The sequence below is a fragment of the Klebsiella electrica genome (assembly GCF_006711645.1).
In the GTDB taxonomy this organism is placed as follows: Bacteria; Pseudomonadota; Gammaproteobacteria; order Enterobacterales; family Enterobacteriaceae; genus Klebsiella; species Klebsiella electrica.
In genome coordinates this window covers 1236264-1254436 of record NZ_CP041247.1, presented here as the reverse complement: position 1 = coordinate 1254436, position 18173 = coordinate 1236264, and the positions used below count along the sequence as shown (strand labels likewise).

17 protein-coding genes are annotated in these 18173 nt (G+C 57.7%); 12 read left to right on the top strand and 5 right to left on the bottom strand.

The window, feature by feature from the left end:
* Position 1 precedes the first annotated feature (1 nt).
* The 6 genes from hcaE (at position 2) to Electrica_RS06050 (ending at position 4764) form a co-directional block, all read left to right on the top strand.
* Positions 2–1363 carry a 3-phenylpropionate/cinnamic acid dioxygenase subunit alpha gene (gene hcaE, locus Electrica_RS06075; RefSeq protein WP_131048759.1) on the top strand — a complete coding sequence of 454 codons (1362 nt, stop codon included), beginning with the start codon at positions 2–4 and terminating at the stop codon, positions 1361–1363.
* Positions 1360–1878: a 3-phenylpropionate/cinnamic acid dioxygenase subunit beta gene (gene hcaF / locus Electrica_RS06070; protein WP_141963911.1), complete on the top strand. Its 519-nt coding sequence runs from the start codon at positions 1360–1362 to the stop codon at positions 1876–1878. The genes hcaE and hcaF overlap by 4 nt, the downstream gene beginning before the upstream one ends.
* The gene (gene hcaC / locus Electrica_RS06065; protein ID WP_141963909.1) at positions 1878–2198 is read left to right on the top strand and encodes a 3-phenylpropionate/cinnamic acid dioxygenase ferredoxin subunit; all 321 of its coding nucleotides are present in this window, start codon (positions 1878–1880) and stop codon (positions 2196–2198) included. The genes hcaF and hcaC overlap by 1 nt, the downstream gene beginning before the upstream one ends.
* The gene (gene hcaB / locus Electrica_RS06060) at positions 2195–3007 is read left to right on the top strand and encodes a 3-phenylpropionate-dihydrodiol/cinnamic acid-dihydrodiol dehydrogenase (protein WP_141963907.1); all 813 of its coding nucleotides are present in this window, start codon (positions 2195–2197) and stop codon (positions 3005–3007) included. Before hcaC ends, hcaB begins: the two co-directional genes overlap by 4 nt.
* Before the next feature lie 9 nt (positions 3008–3016).
* Entirely contained in the window at positions 3017–4219 is a 1203-nt protein-coding gene (gene hcaD, locus Electrica_RS06055; RefSeq protein WP_141963905.1) for a phenylpropionate dioxygenase ferredoxin reductase subunit, read from the top strand.
* A 122-nt stretch (positions 4220–4341) separates the two neighbouring features.
* Positions 4342–4764 carry a DoxX family protein gene (locus Electrica_RS06050; RefSeq protein WP_100683340.1) on the top strand — a complete coding sequence of 141 codons (423 nt, stop codon included), beginning with the start codon at positions 4342–4344 and terminating at the stop codon, positions 4762–4764.
* A 68-nt stretch (positions 4765–4832) separates the two neighbouring features.
* On the opposite strand, the gene glyA is transcribed toward Electrica_RS06050, so the two are convergent.
* Positions 4833–6086, bottom strand: coding sequence for a serine hydroxymethyltransferase (glyA, locus tag Electrica_RS06045; protein WP_100683341.1), 1254 nt, complete (start codon positions 6084–6086; stop codon positions 4833–4835).
* Between the two features lie 322 nt (positions 6087–6408).
* Here glyA and hmpA point away from each other — a divergent pair, with 322 nt between their 5' ends.
* A complete protein-coding gene (hmpA, locus tag Electrica_RS06040) occupies positions 6409–7599 on the top strand; it encodes an NO-inducible flavohemoprotein (RefSeq protein WP_141963902.1) in 1191 nt (396 codons plus the stop codon).
* Between the two features lie 47 nt (positions 7600–7646).
* Here hmpA and hutG read toward each other — a convergent pair whose 3' ends face one another.
* Genes hutG through hutU form a run of 4 tightly spaced genes read right to left on the bottom strand, consistent with a single transcriptional unit; the run spans position 7647 to position 12784 of the window.
* Positions 7647–8450 (bottom strand): N-formylglutamate deformylase, encoded by an 804-nt coding sequence (hutG, locus tag Electrica_RS06035; RefSeq protein ID WP_141963900.1) that lies wholly within the window; start codon positions 8448–8450, stop codon positions 7647–7649.
* Positions 8443–9651, bottom strand: coding sequence for an imidazolonepropionase (hutI, locus tag Electrica_RS06030; protein ID WP_131048754.1), 1209 nt, complete (start codon positions 9649–9651; stop codon positions 8443–8445). The genes hutG and hutI overlap by 8 nt, the downstream gene beginning before the upstream one ends.
* Before the next feature lie 11 nt (positions 9652–9662).
* A complete protein-coding gene (locus tag Electrica_RS06025; RefSeq protein WP_131048753.1) occupies positions 9663–11054 on the bottom strand; it encodes a purine-cytosine permease family protein in 1392 nt (463 codons plus the stop codon).
* 53 nt (positions 11055–11107) lie between these two features.
* Complete coding sequence (gene hutU / locus Electrica_RS06020; RefSeq protein WP_100683346.1) at positions 11108–12784, bottom strand: urocanate hydratase; 1677 nt, start codon at positions 12782–12784, stop codon at positions 11108–11110.
* Between the two features lie 506 nt (positions 12785–13290).
* Between hutU and Electrica_RS06015 the strand changes: the two genes are divergently transcribed.
* Genes Electrica_RS06015 through Electrica_RS05995 form a run of 5 tightly spaced genes read left to right on the top strand, consistent with a single transcriptional unit; the run spans position 13291 to position 18162 of the window.
* Complete coding sequence (locus Electrica_RS06015) at positions 13291–14388, top strand: ABC transporter ATP-binding protein (protein ID WP_100683347.1); 1098 nt, start codon at positions 13291–13293, stop codon at positions 14386–14388.
* Positions 14385–15029, top strand: coding sequence for an ABC transporter permease (locus tag Electrica_RS06010; protein ID WP_131048752.1), 645 nt, complete (start codon positions 14385–14387; stop codon positions 15027–15029). The genes Electrica_RS06015 and Electrica_RS06010 overlap by 4 nt, the downstream gene beginning before the upstream one ends.
* A 2-nt stretch (positions 15030–15031) precedes the next feature.
* A complete protein-coding gene (locus Electrica_RS06005; RefSeq protein WP_141963898.1) occupies positions 15032–15712 on the top strand; it encodes an ABC transporter permease in 681 nt (226 codons plus the stop codon).
* Positions 15713–15743: 31 nt separating this feature from the next.
* Positions 15744–16619 (top strand): ABC transporter substrate-binding protein, encoded by an 876-nt coding sequence (locus Electrica_RS06000; RefSeq protein WP_141963896.1) that lies wholly within the window; start codon positions 15744–15746, stop codon positions 16617–16619.
* A 10-nt stretch (positions 16620–16629) separates the two neighbouring features.
* On the top strand, positions 16630–18162 hold the full coding sequence (locus Electrica_RS05995; protein WP_141963894.1) for an HAL/PAL/TAL family ammonia-lyase: 1533 nt from the start codon (positions 16630–16632) through the stop codon (positions 18160–18162).
* Positions 18163–18173 lie beyond the last annotated feature (11 nt).

The following is an 18173-nucleotide window of genomic DNA, read 5'->3' as shown; positions in this document are numbered from 1 at the left end:
TATGACCACGAAAACACCTGTAGACATCTACTCACTGATCGACACCCATAACGGTAGCGTGACCCCGCTTATCTATACCGACCCTGATATTTATCAACTGGAGCTTGAGCGTATTTTCGGTCGCTGCTGGCTGTTTCTGGCGCACGAGAGCCAGATCCCCAAAGCAGGCGACTTTTTTAACACCTACATGGGCGAAGATGCGGTAGTTGTCGTTCGTCAGAAGGATGGCAGCATCAAAGCATTTTTGAACCAATGCCGCCACCGCGCAATGCGCGTAAGTTACGCCGATTGCGGCAACACCAAAGCGTTTACCTGCCCATATCACGGATGGTCGTACGGTATCAACGGCGAACTGATTGATGTGCCGCTGGAGCCGCGCGCCTACCCGCAAGGGCTGTGTAAATCCCACTGGGGCCTGAACGAAGTGCCCCGCGTTGAGAGTTATAAGGGGTTGATTTTCGCCAACTGGGATACATCTGCCCCCGCGCTGCTGGAATACCTTGGCGATATGAAATGGTATCTGGACGGGATGCTCGATCGCCGCGAAGGCGGCACCGAAATTGTCGGGGGCGTACAGAAATGGCTCATCAACTGCAACTGGAAATTCCCGGCAGAACAGTTCGCCAGCGACCAGTACCACGCCCTCTTCAGCCACGCCTCCGCCGTACAGGTGCTGGGCGTAAAAGATGATGACAGCACCAATCATCTCGGCGCTGGCCAGACCGCGCGCCCGGTGTGGGAAACGGCGAAAGATGCGCTGCAGTTCGGTCAGGATGGTCACGGCAGCGGCTTCTTCTTTACTGAGAAACCGGATGCTAACGTCTGGGTCGATGGCGCAGTCTCCAGCTATTACCGCGATACCTACGAGGAAGCTGAACAGCGGCTGGGTAAGGTGCGTGCCCTGCGTCTGGCGGGTCACAACAATATTTTCCCCACCCTCTCCTGGCTGAACGGCACCGCTACGCTGCGCGTCTGGCATCCGCGCGGGCCGGATCAGGTCGAAGTGTGGGCTTTCTGCATCACCGACAAAGCGGCGTCTGATGAGGTCAAAGCCGCCTTTGAAAACAGCGCTACCCGCGCCTTTGGTCCGGCAGGATTTCTCGAGCAGGACGACTCAGAGAACTGGTGTGAAATTCAAAAACTGCTGAAGGGCAACAAGGCGCGTCACAGCAAGCTCTGTGTGCAAATGGGCCTCGGTCAGGAAAAGCGCCGCGAAGATGGTATTCCGGGCATCACCAACTATATCTTCTCGGAAACCGCCGCGCGCGGGATGTATCAGCGCTGGGCCGATTTGCTCTCCAGCGAAAGCTGGCAGGAAGTGAACGAGAAAACCGCTGCCTGGCAGCAGGAGGTGATGAAATGAGCGCCCCGGTCTCTTTAGAACTGCATCATCGCATCGCCCAGTTTTTGTATCTGGAAGCCTCACTGCTGGACGACTGGCGCTTTCGCGACTGGCTGGCTCAACTCGACGACGAGATAGTCTATACCATGCGCACGACGGTGAATGCGCAAACCCGCGATCGTCGCAAAGGCAAGCAGCCGCCGACGACCTGGATTTTCAACGACAACAAAGATCAGCTTGAACGTCGCATCGCCCGTCTCGAGACAGGAATGGCGTGGGCGGAGGAACCGCCGTCGCGCACCCGCCATATGGTCAGCAATATTCACATCACCGAAACTGACCAGGCCGATGTGTTTGCCGTGCGCGTCAACTACCTGCTGTATCGCGCCCAGAAAGAGCGCGACGAAACCTTTTACATTGGAACGCGCATTGACAAAGTGCGACGCCTGGATGGCGAACAGTGGCGTCTGCTGGCACGCGAAATCGTGCTCGACCAGGCGGTGATCACCTCCCACAACCTGAGTGTATTGTTCTGATGAGCCGTGTATTTGCCTGCTCCACCGAGGAGCTGCCGGAGGGTGAAGCGCTCCGGCTGGAAACATCCCCTGTCATTGCCCTGTTTCACGTTGGCGGGGAATTTTATGCCATTAACGATCGTTGCAGCCACGGCAACGCATCAATGTCCGAGGGATATCTGGAAGACGATGCGACCGTGGAGTGCCCGCTGCACGCCGCCAGCTTTTGTCTGAAAACCGGTAAAGCCATGTGCCTGCCCGCCACCGTTCCCGTCGCCACTTACCCGGTTTATGTCGAAGGCGGTGAGGTATTTGTTGATATCCCGGAGGAAGCACAATGAGCGATTTAAAAGATGAAGTGATTTTTATCACCGGCGGCGGCTCCGGTTTGGGGCTGGCGCTGATCGAGCGTTTTATTGAAGAGGGCGCGAACGTGGCCACGCTGGAACTGTCCGCCGCCAAAGTCACCAGTCTGCGTCAGCGTTTCGGCGAGCATGTGCTGGCGGTGGAAGGTAACGTCACCTGCTACGCCGACTATCAGCGTGCCGTCGAGCAGATCCTGATCCGATTCGGCAAGCTGGACTGTTTCATCGGCAACGCGGGCTTATGGGATCACAACGCCTCACTGGTCACGACCCCCGCCGATGCCCTGGAGAGCGGCTTCCACGAGTTGTTTAACGTCAACGTATTAGGTTATTTACTGGGCGCGAAAGCCTGCGCACAGGCGCTGATTGCCAGCGAAGGCAGCATGATTTTCACCCTGTCGAATGCAGCATGGTACCCCGGCGGCGGCGGCCCGCTCTACACCGCCAGCAAACATGCCGCCACCGGGTTAATTCGCCAGCTCGCCTACGAACTGGCACCGAAAGTGCGCGTGAACGGTGTCGGGCCATGCGGGATGGCGAGCGACCTGCGCGGCCCGCAGGCCCTGGGACAGAGCGACACCTCGATTATGCAGTCGCTAACAGCGGAGAAAATTGCCGCCATTCTACCGCTGCAATTTTTCCCTGCCCCGGCTGACTTCACCGGACCTTACGTCATGCTGGCGTCGCGGCGCAACAATCGGACGTTAAGTGGCGTGATGATCAATGCTGATGCCGGCCTGGCAATTCGTGGCATCCGCCACGTTGCCGCCGGCCTGGATCTCTAAGGAGACACCATGAATAATGAAATCATTGCCATTATTGGCGGCGGTCAGGCCGCCGCGATGGCGGCGGCGTCTCTACGCCAGCAGGGGTTTAGCGGCGAACTGCATCTCTTTTCGGATGAGCCGCACTTGCCCTATGAGCGCCCGCCATTGTCGAAAGCAATGCTGCTGGACGATAGCCCGCAGCTTCAGCCGGTGCTTGCCCCCGAGTGGTGGCAGGCGAATAACGTGCAGTTACATTCAGGAGTGACGATTCGCCAGCTTGATCGCCAGGCGAAAACGGTGCTTCTGGCAGAGGGTCAAACCTACCGCTGGACGAAACTGCTCATCGCAACCGGCGCGGCAGCGCGCCCGCTGCCGTTGCTGGACAAGCTGGGCGACCGTTGCTTCACGCTGCGCCATGCCAACGATGCTGCACGCCTGCGCCCTGTGCTGGAGGCAGGAAAATCGCTGGTGATTGTTGGTGCGGGAACCATTGGCCTGGAGCTGGCCGCCAGCGCCACCCTGCGCGGCTGTCAGGTCACGGTGATTGAACTTGGGCCGACGGTAATGGGCCGCAATGCCCCGCCGCCTGTGCGCGACTACCTGATACATCGCCACCAGCAAGCCGGCGTGCGTTTGCTGCTCAACAGCGCTATTGAACACATTGAGGCGAGCGACAACCTGACGCTGACGCTACAGAGCGGCGAACAACTTCAGGCCGACGCCGTGATTTACGGTATCGGTATCGTCGCGAACGACGCCCTCGCCCGTGACGCCGGGCTGGAAACGGCCAACGGCATTGTGGTGGACGAACGCTGTAACACCTCCGATCCTGCTATTTTCGCTGCCGGAGATGTGGCCTTGACGCGTCTGGCCGATGGCACCCTGCATCGCGTTGAAAGCTGGGAAAACGCCAACGTTCAGGCGCAAATCGCCGCGGCAGCCATGTTGGGGCAGGAGCTACCTGTCGCGGCGCCGGGCTGGTTCTGGACCGATCAATTCAGCGACAATTTGCAGTTCGTCGGGGATATGCAGGGTGAAAGCTGGTGTTGTCGGGGCGACCCTGAGCAGAAAAAAGCGATTTGGTTGCAGTTACGTGGCGGTAAGTTAGTCGGGGCCGTTGCGCTCAATCAGGGGCGCGAAGTGCGCCTACTGCGCAAGCTGATTCAATCGGGCAAACCGCTTTCGATTGAAGCATTGACCGATGAGAGTATCGCGCTTAAATCTCTGTAAGGCCGGGTTAAAAGGTCGCGCTCCGACCTTTTGCGTATTTGACAAACATAACGGTACATAGCATGGCAGAGTGCCTCATTGTGTATTACGTTTAAGTCATGCACCTTCACAACGGATTGATTATGAACACGCTACGCTATTTCGACTTTGGCTCTTCCCGTTCTGTTCTGCTGCTGATCGCCCGTATTGCCGTCGTGCTGCTGTTTATTATATTTGGCTATCCCAAACTGATGGGCTTTAGCGGTACGGTACAATATATGGCCTCCTCCGGCGCTCCGCTTCCGACACTATCGGCTATTATCGCGATTTTGATGGAGGTTCCGGCGGCGATCCTGATTGTCCTCGGTTTCTTCACCCGCCCGCTGGCGGTTATCTTTATTTTTTACACGCTCGGCACGGCCGTCATTGGCCATCATTACTGGGATATGAGCGGTGATGCCGTACTTCCCAATATGATTAACTTCTACAAAAACATCAGTATCGCTGGAGCCTTCTTGCTTCTGGCCATCACGGGTCCGGGCGCTATCTCCCTCGACCGTCGTTAATCTCTGCACGCCGAACGTAAAAAAGGCCGCACTGGCGGCCTTTTTCTCTACGCTTGCGTCGTTAAACGTTACGCATAAACCGGGAAGCGCGCGCAGATATCCAGCACTTTCCCCTTCACGCTCTCAATGACCGCTTCGTCATTGATGTTGTCCAGCACGTCGCACATCCAGCCGGCCAGCTCTTTTACTTCCGCTTCTTTAAAGCCGCGACGGGTGACCGCCGGAGAACCGATACGGATACCGGAGGTCACGAACGGGCTCTTCGGATCGTTCGGTACGCTGTTTTTATTGACGGTGATGTTAGCACGGCCCAGCGCAGCGTCAGCTTCTTTACCGGTCAGGTTTTTATCGACCAGATCCAGCAGGAACAGGTGGTTTTCAGTCCCGCCGGACACCACTTTGTAGCCGCGGCTCAGGAACACTTCCACCATCGCTTTGGCGTTTTTCGCAACCTGCTGCTGGTAGACTTTGAACTCTGGCTCCATCGCTTCTTTCAGCGCCACCGCTTTACCCGCGATAACGTGCATCAGCGGGCCGCCCTGAGCGCTAGGGAATACGGCAGAGTTCAGTTTTTTGTACAGCTCTTCGCTACCGCCCTTCGCCAGGATCAGGCCGCCGCGCGGACCCGCCAGGGTTTTATGGGTCGTGGTCGTGACAACGTGAGCATGCGGAACCGGGTTCGGGTAAACGCCTGCGGCAATCAGACCCGCAACGTGGGCCATATCAACGAACAGGTATGCGCCGATGCTGTCAGCGATTTCACGCATTTTTGCCCAGTCAACGATACCGGAGTAAGCAGAGAAACCACCGATGATCATTTTCGGTTTGTGTTCCTGAGCCTGCTTCGCCATGTCTGCATAGTCGATTTTACCCGACTCATCGATGCCGTAAGGAATGATGTTGTACAGTTTGCCGGAGAAGTTAACCGGGGAGCCGTGAGTCAGGTGACCGCCTTGCGCCAGGTTCATACCCAGAACGGTATCGCCCGGTTGCAGCAGCGCGGTGTAGACCGCGAAGTTAGCCTGAGAGCCGGAGTGCGGCTGCACGTTCGCGTAGTCAGCGCCAAACAGTTCTTTTGCACGGTCAATCGCCAGTTGTTCAACGATATCAACGTATTCGCAACCGCCGTAGTAGCGCTTGCCCGGATACCCTTCGGCATATTTATTGGTCAGCTGAGAACCCTGAGCCTGCATAACACGCGGACTGGTGTAGTTCTCGGAGGCGATCAGTTCGATGTGCTCTTCCTGACGTACTTTTTCCTGCTCCATAGCCTGCCACAGTTCGGCATCATAATCGGCAATGTTCATTTCACGCTTTAACATCCGCATCTCCTGCTCAGCTAACAATAAATTACAGCTCTAAAAGGGGGCCTTTTTGGGCGACGGCCCACAGTATAACCGAATCGTTCTGTGATAACAGGTCTTGACAAATGATTTTACGCAAACGATTGGCTACCCATGACACAAGGCTTTGAGCAATAACGACTCAACGATTATCAACGGATTTCTTTTCAGGTTTGTGATGCAAATTGTTCATGTTGTTAGCGCGACGGGGAAAAGCGTTAAGGAACCATTTACAGTGCAGGGTTATTTTTATAAGATGCATATAAAATACATCATTTAAATAACACCAAAGGAAGCTGCTATGCTCGACGCCCAAACCATCGCAACGGTTAAAGCCACTATTCCCCTGCTCGTCGAAACAGGACCTAAGCTGACCGCCCATTTTTACGATCGCATGTTTGCCCATAACCCGGAGCTCAAAGAGATCTTCAACATGAGCAACCAGCGTAACGGCGATCAGCGTGAAGCGCTGTTTAATGCCATTGCCGCTTATGCCAGCAATATCGACAATCTGCCTGCCCTGCTGCCTGCCGTCGAGAAAATCGCGCAGAAACACACCAGCTTCCAGATCAAACCAGAACAGTACAACATTGTCGGCGGCCATCTGCTGGCGACGCTCGACGAGATGTTCGGTCCGGGCCAGGAAGTGCTTGACGCATGGGGAAAAGCCTACGGCGTGTTGGCCAATGTTTTTATTCATCGTGAATCTGAAATCTACCAGGCTAACGCCAGCAAAACCGGCGGCTGGGAAGGCACGCGCGCGTTTCGTATCGTGAAGAAAACCCCGCGTAGCGCCCTGATTACCAGCTTCGATCTGGAGCCGGTAGACGGCCAGCCGGTGGCGGATTACCAGCCGGGCCAGTATCTGGCGATTTGGCTGAAACCGCAGGAGTTTGCATATCAGGAAATTCGCCAGTACTCGCTGACCCGCAAGCCAGACGGCAAAGGCTACCGAATTGCGGTTAAACGCGAAAACGGCGGCCAGGTCTCAAACTGGCTGCACAACGCGTCGCTGGAAGGGGATATCGTGCATCTGGCTGCGCCGGCGGGAGACTTCTTCCTCGCCGTTGAGCCAAAAACGCCGGTGACGCTTATCTCCGGCGGCGTCGGCCAGACGCCGATGCTGGCAATGCTCGACACGCTGGCAAAAACGCAGCATACGACCCAGGTGAACTGGTTCCATGCGGCGGAAAATGGCGATGTCCATGCGTTTGCCGACGAGGTTGCCACGCTCGGCGCCAGCCTGCCCCAATTCACCTCCCATATCTGGTATCGCACGCCGACCGAAGCCGACCGCCAGGCGGCACGCTTTAACAGCGAAGGTCTGATGATGTTATCGGATCTGGCTGACACGCTGCGCGACCCGCAGATGCAGTTCTATCTGTGCGGCCCGGTAGCCTTTATGCAACATGCGGCGAAACAGTTGGTGGCGCTGGGCGTTAATCGCGACAACATTCACTACGAATGTTTTGGCCCACATAAAGTGATATAACCCGTCCTCCCGATCGGCCATGCCGATCGGGAGTGGTTCAGCCACGTTCAGGGAGCGCCATACTGCTCTCGTCCCCACTGCAACGCGGTATTAATCAACCGCTCCAGCAACTGCTGCGCCTGCTGCGCTTTCTCCGGAAGATAGGCAAAGCTCTCTTCATCCATATAGCTGCACTGAGCCATTTCCAGCTGTACCGCATGAATATGGTTCGCGGGATCGCCGTAGTGGCGGGTGATATATCCGCCTTTAAAGCGGCCGTTAAGTATCCGGCTGTACTGCGGGAACGCCTCGCAGCCTGTCAGCAGCGCCTGACTGAGCTGCGTCGAACAGCTGGCGCCGTCCGCCGTACCGAAGTTCAGATCCGGCAGGCGCCCTTCGAACAAGCGCGGCACCACGGATTTAATCGAGTGCGCATCCCACAACAGCGCATAGCCAAATTTCTCACGCAGGCGCGCCAGTTCAGCGGCCAGCGCCTGGTGATAAGGCTGCCAGACGTGTTTTAAGATAACCTCTCTCGCCGCCGCGTCAGGCGCGCCGCCCGGCACAAACAGGGCTTCGCCGTCAAAAAAGATATCGGTAAACAGTCCGGTCGTCGCCGTGCTATAAAGCGGTTTATCATCGGCCGGGCGATTGATATCCACCACATAGCGGGAATAACAGGCGCATAGCGTGCTGGCCCCCATGTCGGCGATGGTCTGATAGAGCACAGGAATATGCCAGTCGGTATCTTCCAGACGTTTCGCCCTCGGCGTGAGTCCCTGGGCGACTTCGGGGGTTAATAACGTTCCCGGATGGGGCATACTGACCAGCAGCGGCAGGTTCCCCTGCCGCAAATCAAACGCCTTAATCACAATAAACCTCCTTACCTTGATAAATCACCTGTTTCGAAAGGGAGCCCCCCAGCCAGTAGCTCAGCTCCGCCGGATGGGCAATATCCCACGCCACAAAGCTGGCCTCTTTTCCGGCTTCCAGAGAACCGCAAACCGCATCCAGCCCCAGCGCCTTCGCGCCGTTAAGCGTCACCCCAGCCAACGCCTCTTCCGGCGTCATGCGAAACAGCGTACAGGCCATATTCATCATCAGGCGCAGGGACAATACCGGCGAGGTGCCGGGATTTAAATCGCTGGCGAGGGCAATCGGCACCCGGTACTGGCGCAGCAGATCCAGCGGCGGTAGCTGTTTCTCACGCAGGAAGTAATAGGCACCCGGCAGCAGTACCGCCACCGTCCCATGGCGAGCCATCGCGGCGATATCTTCTTCGCACAAATATTCCAGATGGTCCGCCGACAGCGCGTGGTAGCGAGCGGCCAACGCCGCCCCATGCTGTCGCGTCAACTGCTCGGCATGGAGCTTCACTGGCAGCCCCAGCTCCCGGGCCTTCTGAAAGACCCGTTCCACCTGCGAGGGCGAAAACGCCAGGTGTTCGCAGAACGCATCCACCGCATCCACCAACCCTTCCTGATGCAGGTCCGGCAGCAGTTGTTCGCAAATAGAGTCAATCCAGGCATCTGCCCGATCCTGATACTCGACGGGCACCGCATGGGCCGCCAGACAGGTACTGCGCACGGTCAGCGGCAATATGTCGCCTAAACGGCGGATCACCCGCAGCATTTTACGTTCGTTAGCCAGATCCAGGCCGTAGCCGGATTTAATTTCCAGCGCCGTTACGCCGTCCCGGCACAACGCCCCGATACGCTGCCTCGCGCTCTCCAGTAACTGGCTTTCGCTGGCCTGTCGCGTGGCGTTGACCGTACTGGCGATACCGCCGCCGGCGGCCGCGATCTCCGCATAGCTCGCCCCGTTAAGACGCATTTCAAATTCCCGGGCCCGGTCGCCGCCAAACACCGCGTGGCTATGACAATCCACCAGCCCCGGCGTGACCACCCGGCCCTGCAAATCCACCCGCTGCGCGACGGGTAGGTCCGGCAGTTCCGCCCGCTTGCCGACCCATAACAGCGCTGCGCCGTCGGTCAGCATCGCGCCATCGTCAAGCAACTGATAATGACCCGCGGCCATGGTGGCAATCCGGCAGTGGTGCCAAAGGGTATACATGGCGTTCTCCTTTAACGACTGATGGCGGCGCCGGCCGCCGCTGCGGACTGCGCTTTGCGCAGGACATAGTAGAGCGCCGCCGGAAGCGCCAGTCCGATGAGCCAGGAGATATCGATACCGCCCAGCATCTTCACGAACGGGCCGGAATAGAATCCACTATCAATAAACGGCGTCTGTACCGCCACTCCGACGAGATAAACCCCGATCCCCGTCACGTTCCACGCCCGGTATTTCCCGTTCGGATCGTTCAGCGCCTCCATGTCTATCGCCTGGTGATTAAAGAAATAGTAATCCACCAGGTTAATCGCGCTCCACGGTGTAAAGAAAGTCAACAGGAATAGCAGGAAGGATTTAAACGCCGACAGGAAAGAGTGCTGCCCAATAATTGCGATACCGGTCGCCAGGGTAATAATCACCGCCAGCACCAGCAGACGCACCGACTGGCTCACGCGCACTCGCTGCTTCCCGCAACTGTATACCGTCGCCAGGCACATCAGGCTACCGTAGGCATTCAGGGTATTGATAGTCAGTTTACCAAACGCGATGCTCAGATAGAGCAGCGTGGCTATTGCGCCGGTGCCGCCGAGGCCGACGATATAGTCCACCTCATGACCGACCAGTTTTCCCTGAGAGAGCGCGGCAGCCAGCACCCCGACGGTCATGGCGATTTGCGCGCCAATGACCGAACCGCTCCCGACGGCGAAAAAGACCTTCCCGGGAGAGGTGCTGCGCGGCAGATAGCGGGAATAATCGGCAACATAGGGGCCAAAGGTGATCTGCCAGGAGGCCGCAAGGCCGGTGGCGGTTAAAAACGTGCTCCAGCTAAAGGGCCGGACACTCAGCAGCTCGCCAATAGCCGGAAAAGAGCTGATTTTCCACAGCAGATAGAGAAACGCGATAATCCCCACCACGCTCGCCAGCTTACCCAACAGGTGGATCAAGCGATAGCCGACATAAGCGATAACCAGCGTGGCGGCAGCAAAAAGCAGAATGCCGCTGGTTTCCGTGGTATGGAAAACCGCCGAAATCGCCTGACCGGACAGCACCGCCCCGGTGGCGATAAAGCCAAGGTACATCAGGCAGACCAGCAGAATCGGCAGGCAGGCGCCGTAGACGCCGAACTGCACCCTACTGCTGATCATCTGCGGTATCCCTAACTGCGGCCCTTGCGCGGCGTGCAATGCCATCACAATCCCGCCAGCAATCTGTCCCAGCATCAGACCGGCCAGCGACCAGAAAACATCCCCGCCGAATACAATAGTTAAGGCGCCGGTGACCATGGCGGTGATTTGCAGGTTAGCCCCCAGCCACAGGGTGAACTGGCTAAAAATGCTACCGTGGCGTTCACTGTCAGGGATGGGCTCAATAGAGCGTGTTTCGATGTATGTGGTGTTGTTATTCATGGCAGCACTCCGGTCAGGGCGAAGGGGATACATTGCCCCCTTCGCCGGAGAAATTAATCCGCAATCATTGGCAGGTTGAGTCCTTGCTCTCTGGCGCATTCAATCGCGATGTCGTAACCCGCATCCGCATGGCGCATCACGCCGGTGGCCGGGTCGTTGCTCAGCACCCGGGCGATGCGTTCCGCCGCTGCATCGCTGCCGTCGCAGACAATGACCACGCCGGAGTGCTGGGAGAAGCCCATCCCTACGCCGCCGCCATGGTGCAGAGAAACCCAGGTCGCGCCACTGGCGGTATTCAGCAGCGCGTTCAGCAACGGCCAGTCGGACACCGCGTCGGAGCCGTCCTGCATCGCTTCGGTTTCGCGGTTAGGGCTGGCAACGGAGCCGGAGTCAAGATGATCGCGGCCGATCACTACCGGCGCCGACAGCTCGCCGCTGCGGACCATTTCGTTAAACGCCAGGCCCAGACGGGCGCGCTGCCCCAGGCCGACCCAGCAGATGCGGGCCGGCAGCCCCTGGAAGCTGATGCGCTCTCTGGCCATATCCAGCCAGTGGTGGAGGTGTTCGTCGTCGGGGATCAGCTCTTTGACTTTCGCATCGGTGCGGTAGATATCCTCCGGATCGCCGGAAAGCGCCGCCCAGCGGAACGGGCCAATCCCCCGGCAGAACAGCGGACGAATATAGGCGGGAACAAAGCCTGGGAAGTCAAACGCGTTTTCCACCCCCATCTCTTTCGCCATCTGGCGGATGTTGTTGCCGTAATCGAAGGTGGGAATGCCCTGCTGCTGGAAGGCGAGCATGGCTTTAACGTGTTCAGCCATTGAGGCTTTCGCCGCGTGGATCGTCTCCACCGGGTGGGACTGCGCGCGAGCGCGGTAGTCTTCCCAGCTCATGCCCAGCGGCAGATAGCCGTTAAGGGGATCGTGTGCGCTGGTCTGGTCGGTCACCATGTCCGGGCGCACGCCGCGTCTTACCAGCTCCGGTAAAATTTCCGCCGCGTTGCCATGCAGCGCGATGGATACCGCTTCTCCTTTTGCGGTATAGCGGGCGATGCGGGCCAGGGCGTCATCCAGATCGCTGGCCTGCTCATCGACATAGCGGGTACGCAGACGGAAGTCGATACGCGACTGCTGGCATTCAATATTCAGCGAACAGGCTCCCGCCAGGGTTGCGGCCAGCGGCTGAGCGCCGCCCATGCCCCCCAGACCCGCGGTCAGCACCCAGCGTCCGCGCAAGCTACCGTTATAGTGCTGGCGCCCGGCTTCCACAAACGTTTCGTAAGTGCCCTGAACAATGCCCTGACTGCCGATGTAGATCCATGAGCCGGCCGTCATTTGCCCGTACATCGCCAGACCTTTTGCATCAAGCTCGTTGAAGTGCTCCCAGTTTGCCCAGTGCGGCACGAGGTTCGAGTTGGCGATCAGCACCCGTGGGGCGTTGTCGTGGGTTTTGAAAACCCCCACCGGTTTACCGGACTGGATCAACAGCGTTTCATCATCATTGAGCTGCTTCAGGGTCTCAACGATCTTGTCGTAGCATTCCCAGTTGCGCGCCGCCCGGCCAATACCGCCGTACACCACCAGCTCTTTGGGATTTTCGGCGACATCGGGATCCAGGTTGTTCATCAGCATGCGCAGCGGCGCCTCTGTGAACCAACTTTTTGCGTTCAGCTTAGTGCCTCGCGGGGCTCTGATTTCAACATCGCGAAAACGGGTTGCTTGTTTACTCATGCGCTTCACCTTCTTATCCGTTGCCTGATTCATGTTACTTGACTGTTAAATTTGTGATTGACACTTTAATTGTATATACATGATAAGCATATTGGATGCCAGGTTAGCAATTAATTTATAAAATTAAATAAATTCAATTAATTAAGATAAAAAAAATAAAAATATGCTGCGCACGACCTCGCGGATCACACCATGATGATGAGCCATAATGGTGCAAAAACATGCCTCAACGCATTATTTTTGTGCAACAAAACATCACAAAAAGATAACATCAATGCATTTTCGACCCCGCCATGACCTCTCACCTCGCTAAAAATTGCGCGACCAGAAAGCACTATAAATAACTAAATAGTTGTTTTAAATGACCAAATAGTCATTCGTTTGCAGCAACCCCTGGTAATGGCACAAGTTTTGCTAGTTGTACATACAAGATTATACATAGCAGCATTTGTCGCATGATTCCCCTGCATACGGGAACACAACACACAACAATCAGAGGCGTGAAGATGATTACCTTCCAGAATGTGACTAAGCACTACGGCAACGGTTCGGTCGTAGTAGACGGCCTTAGCCTGGTAGCGCCGGGAGGCAAAATTACGGTATTTGTCGGCCCTTCGGGCTGTGGAAAAACCACCTCATTGCGGATGATCAACCGCTTAGTGGAGCCGTCATCGGGCCGAATCCTGCTTAACGGCGAAGCCACCGAGCAAATGGATATCGTGCAACTGCGCCGCCGTATTGGCTATGTCATTCAAAACGCTGGTTTATTTCCCCACAAAAACATTATCGATAATATTGCCACCACCGCGATTCTCAACGGCGCCGCCAAAAGTAAAGCCAGAGCCAGAGCCGGGGAATTGCTGGAAGTCGTCGGTCTGGATCCGCAAATCGCCAAACGCTTTCCCTGGCAGCTTTCCGGAGGCCAGCAGCAGCGCGTGGGCGTCGCCCGCGCCCTGGCGGCCGACCCGGAGTTTATGTTGATGGACGAACCGTTCAGCGCGGTCGACCCGGTGGTTCGCGAACAGCTGCAGGAAGAGTTTTTGCGTATTCAGAAAGAGGTGAGCAAAACCATCATTATGGTCACTCACGATATTGATGAGGCGATGAAGCTCGGCGATCTGGTCGCGGTACTCAAACCCGGCGGCAAACTGGCGCAGATGGCCTCCCCAGGCAAACTGCTCAATACGCCGCAAAACGCCTTTGTGGCGGACTTTATCGGCAAAGACAGAGGCTATCGCAAACTGAGTTTCCACTCCGCCAACACCGGAACCGCGTTACGCAACGAGCCCTATGCCGAGCTGGACTGTTCCTTCGAGCAGGCCAAAGAGATGGCCATCGACCGCTGGCTGTTGGTTACCCAAAACGGCAAAGCGTTTGGCTGGTTCGACACCCATCAGCCGGCAACGGCGATTACGCTCGACAACATCAATCTGGGGGCGACATTCCACCAGCAGGGAAGCCCGTTGCGCCATTTGCTGGACGCTGCGCTGAGTTCTCCCAACCACCGGGCCGTGATCGTCGATGAACGGCAAATCCCGCAGGGGACTATCCACCTCGATCAGGTACTCGATATGTGTAAATCCACGCGTCAGGAGGGAGCATGAGATTCGATTGGCTATGGGCGCAGAGCGATAAAATCTTCAACCTGCTTCTCTGGCACAGCTATCTCTCGATTGTGCCGGTAGTGATAGGGTTAATTCTGGCGATCCCGGTGGGCTGGGGCATTCACAACCTGCCATCGGTCAAGTCGGCGATCATTAACCTGTTTGGCCTGCTGTATACCATTCCGTCCCTGGCGCTGTTTGTGCTGCTGCCCCCGCTGCTCCACACGCAGATACTGGACCCCATTAATGTGGTGGTCGCTCTGACCATCTACAGCTTTGCGCTGCTGGTTCGCACCGTCTGCGACGGGCTGGACTCCGTATCGGCCGATACCCGTCAGTCCGCGGCGGCGCTCGGCTATAAGCCCGCCCAGCAGTTTTTCCAGATTGACCTGCCGCTGGCCGTGCCGGTGATTGGTTCCGGCCTGCGCGTGGCCGTGGTGTCTAACGTCAGTATCGTTTCCGTCGCGGCGTTGATCGGCGCGCCGCAGCTCGGCTCGCTGTTTACCCAGGGCTTCCAGCTGCAATTTCTGACCCCGATCATCGCCGGGATCGTACTCAGCATCATTCTGGCGCTGCTGCTGGATATTCTGGTGGTTTACGCCACTCGTCAACTCAGCCGCTGGCAACCTCAGAGAGGATAATTATGCTTACCTGGTTCCTGGATCCGACCCACTGGTTTGGCGAGGGCGGCATTTTCCCCCTTCTGGCGCAGCACATCAGCTATAGCGTTGTCGCGCTGGCGATCGCCTTTATCATCGCGTTTCCCGTCGGCTGTTACACCGGCCATACCGGCAAAGGGGAAGGGCTGCTCATCGGTACCACCAACGCCCTGCGCTCCCTGCCCTCATTTGGGCTGATTATTCTGCTGGTGATTTTACTTTCCGGCGAGTTTGAGTCCGATATGGCGTTTATTCTGCCCTGTATTCTGGTGCTGGTGGCGCTGGCGCTCCCGCCGATTGCCCTGGGCGTGCATGCGGGTATCCGCTCGCTCGATCCCTATGTCCTTGATGCCGCTCGCGGCATGGGGCTGACGCGGCTGCAGATCCTGCTACAGGTAGAGTTGCCCTGCGCGCTTCCGCTGATCCTCTCCGGCGTGCGCAGCGCCACGTTGCAGATTATTTCAACCGCCACCATCGCAGCCTATGTCTCGCTGGGGGGACTTGGACGTCTGATTATCGACGGACGCGCGGCGAACGATTTCAGCCAGATGACCGCCGGCGCCATGCTGGTGGCGCTGCTGGCTTTACTGATCGACTGCTTGTTCTCTTTCTCGCAAAAAATGGTCGTTTCACCCGGTATTACCCGGCGTATTAAAAACCAATAACCTCACTCCACCGATCAAAAGGGTATTTACGATGAATATGAAAAAAAGTGTTTTGACGCTGTGTTCGGCTCTGCTGCTGTCGGCGACCTCATCGGCCTGGGCCGCCCCGAAAGTCATTGTCGGTTCTGCGGACTTCCCGGAAAGCCAGCTGCTGGGCACCATTTATGCGGGAGCGTTAGAAGCGCAACACATCCCGGTGGAGAAAAAGCTCAATATCGGCAGCCGCGAGGTGTATATCCCGGCGCTGCTGGACGGCTCCATCACGCTAATCCCGGAATACAGCGGCGCGCTGTTGAGCTATCTGGATGCGAAAAATGAGGCCCACGACAGCCAGGACGTCGCCAGAGAGCTGGCCGCTAAGCTGCCAGAGAAGGTCAAAATGCTGGAGATCTCCCAGGCTCAGGATATCGACGTTCTGGCCGTGACGCAGAAAACCGCCGATAAATATAAACTGAAAACCATCGCCGATTTACAGCCGGTTGCCAGCCAACTGGTGCTGGGCGGCCCGGCGGAATGGAAAACCCGCCATGAGGGGCTCTCCGGCCTGCGCGAAGTGTACGGGCTGAACTTTAAGAGCTTTAAAGTGCTGGACGTCGGCGGACCGCTGACGCTCAGCGCTATGAAAAATAACCAGGTCCAGGTAGCCGATCTGCTTTCAACCTCGCCCGCAATCAAAAAAGATCGCCTTGTGGTGCTGGAAGACACCAAACATCTGTTCGCGGCGCAAAATATTGTGCCCATCGTCGCCAGCGCGGCGCTGAATGACACCGTGACCACTACCCTGAATAAAGTCTCCGCCCAGCTAACGACGGAAGATCTGATCGACATGAACGAGCAAATTGCCGAATTCGTCAGCATCGACGATATCGCGCATCAGTGGCTGGTAAAACACGGATTTAGCCAATAAGGTCACCGACATGACAACTACCCTGAACGGCAGCATTACCCTCGGGCAGGCGCCAGGCACTGTGGATGAGATAGTGCGGATTGCCGACGGCGCGCCGATCGCGCTGGAGCAGGCCGCGCTGGATAATATGGCGCGGGTCAGCAGCCGTATTCAGCGCGCCATTGAACAAGGTCAGGTGATCTACGGGCTGACGACCGGCGTTGGCGATCTGGTCACCACCCGGCTTTCCCCGGACAAGATGACGGATACGCAGTTGAATATGCTGCGCAGCCACGCCTGTGGCGTCGGGCCGGATCTGACGGTACGTGAAGTACGAGCCATGATGGCGGTGACGTTAAAATCCCTGTTGCAGGGATACAGCGGCGTCACCCCGGCGCTGGCGCAGCGTATCGCCGAGATGCTGAACCGGCAGGTGACGCCGTGGTCACCCGCCAGCGGCTCCGTCGGTTACCTGATAGCCACCGCCCATATCGGCCTTGCGGTCTTCGGCGAAGGCAAATGCTGGTATCAGGGAGAACTGCTCCCGGCGCAACAGGCGCTGACACGGGCGGGTATCCCGCCCTATGCTCCCGCTCCCAGAGAGGGTCATGCGTTGGTTGGCGGCACCTATGAGATAACCGCGCTAGGCTGCCTGGCCGTGGCGGATTTCCAGCGCCTGCTTCCCGTCGCCGATATGGCGGGCGGGATGGGACTGGAGGCCATGCGGGGCAACACGCGCGGCTACGATGCCCGCCTGCACGCCCTGCGCCCTCATCCCGGGCAGCAGGAAACCGCGCAAAACCTGCGCCGTCTGCTGAAAGGCAGCGAGATCCTGGAGCGTTATCGCGACCACCGGGTTCAGGACGCGCTGAGTTTACGCTGTATCCCCCAGATCCACGGTGCGGTGCGCGACCAGCTGGCCCACTGTCGGCAGATTATGACCACCGAACTCAATTCGGTGACCGATAATCCGCTGTTTCTGGTTGAAGAAGACCAGCTTATCGTGATGCCCGGAGGCAATGGCCACGGCGCGCCAACGGCGCTGGCGCTGGATGCGCTGGCCGTTGCCATTGCCCAGTTGAGCACCGCTTCTCAGGCCCGCTGCGACCGCATCACCAACGCGCATCTCAGCGGGCTGCCGGCCTTTCTTGTCTCGCCGGGTTCGGGGTATTCCGGGATGATGATCCCACCTTACGTTGCCGCTGCGCTGGCGGGCGATAACCGCAGTCTGGCTGGCCCGGCCAGTATCCACACGGTATCCACCTGCGCCGGTCAGGAAGATCATGTCAGCATGGGGGTTGCCGCCGCGCGTAAAGCGCTTAAAGCGGTGGAGAACGCGGTGGATATCGTCGCCATCGAGCTGCTGTGCGCCTGCCAGGCGCTGGAGTTCCATCGCCCGCTGCGTGCCGCCGTGGGCAGCGAGGCGACGCTGGAGAGAGTGCGTCAGGCGGTGCCGTTCCGGGATAAAGATACGCTACTCTACCCGGATATACATGCGCTACGCGCCCTGATTAATCAGGGCGAACTCAGTGCGATGCTACTGGCATTGTGCGAAGAGGAGTAACAACAGCACGC

Excerpts from the sequence above, each read along its gene's own strand:
- Electrica_RS06015 (WP_100683347.1), top strand. The coding sequence starts at position 13,291 with ATGATTACCTTCCAGAATGTGACTAAGCACTACGGCAACGGTTCGGTC.
- hcaC (WP_141963909.1), top strand. The coding sequence starts at position 1,878 with ATGAGCCGTGTATTTGCCTGCTCCACCGAGGAGCTGCCGGAGGGTGAA.
- hmpA (WP_141963902.1), top strand. The coding sequence starts at position 6,409 with ATGCTCGACGCCCAAACCATCGCAACGGTTAAAGCCACTATTCCCCTG.
- glyA (WP_100683341.1), bottom strand. The coding sequence starts at position 6,086 with ATGTTAAAGCGTGAAATGAACATTGCCGATTATGATGCCGAACTGTGG.
- hutU (WP_100683346.1), bottom strand. The coding sequence starts at position 12,784 with ATGAGTAAACAAGCAACCCGTTTTCGCGATGTTGAAATCAGAGCCCCG.
- hcaF (WP_141963911.1), top strand. The coding sequence starts at position 1,360 with ATGAGCGCCCCGGTCTCTTTAGAACTGCATCATCGCATCGCCCAGTTT.
- Electrica_RS06010 (WP_131048752.1), top strand. The coding sequence starts at position 14,385 with ATGAGATTCGATTGGCTATGGGCGCAGAGCGATAAAATCTTCAACCTG.
- Electrica_RS06050 (WP_100683340.1), top strand. The coding sequence starts at position 4,342 with ATGAACACGCTACGCTATTTCGACTTTGGCTCTTCCCGTTCTGTTCTG.
- hutI (WP_131048754.1), bottom strand. The coding sequence starts at position 9,651 with ATGTATACCCTTTGGCACCACTGCCGGATTGCCACCATGGCCGCGGGT.
- Electrica_RS06005 (WP_141963898.1), top strand. The coding sequence starts at position 15,032 with ATGCTTACCTGGTTCCTGGATCCGACCCACTGGTTTGGCGAGGGCGGC.
- hcaE (WP_131048759.1), top strand. The coding sequence starts at position 2 with ATGACCACGAAAACACCTGTAGACATCTACTCACTGATCGACACCCAT.
- Electrica_RS06025 (WP_131048753.1), bottom strand. The coding sequence starts at position 11,054 with ATGAATAACAACACCACATACATCGAAACACGCTCTATTGAGCCCATC.
- hcaD (WP_141963905.1), top strand. The coding sequence starts at position 3,017 with ATGAATAATGAAATCATTGCCATTATTGGCGGCGGTCAGGCCGCCGCG.
- hcaB (WP_141963907.1), top strand. The coding sequence starts at position 2,195 with ATGAGCGATTTAAAAGATGAAGTGATTTTTATCACCGGCGGCGGCTCC.
- Electrica_RS05995 (WP_141963894.1), top strand. The coding sequence starts at position 16,630 with ATGACAACTACCCTGAACGGCAGCATTACCCTCGGGCAGGCGCCAGGC.
- Electrica_RS06000 (WP_141963896.1), top strand. The coding sequence starts at position 15,744 with ATGAATATGAAAAAAAGTGTTTTGACGCTGTGTTCGGCTCTGCTGCTG.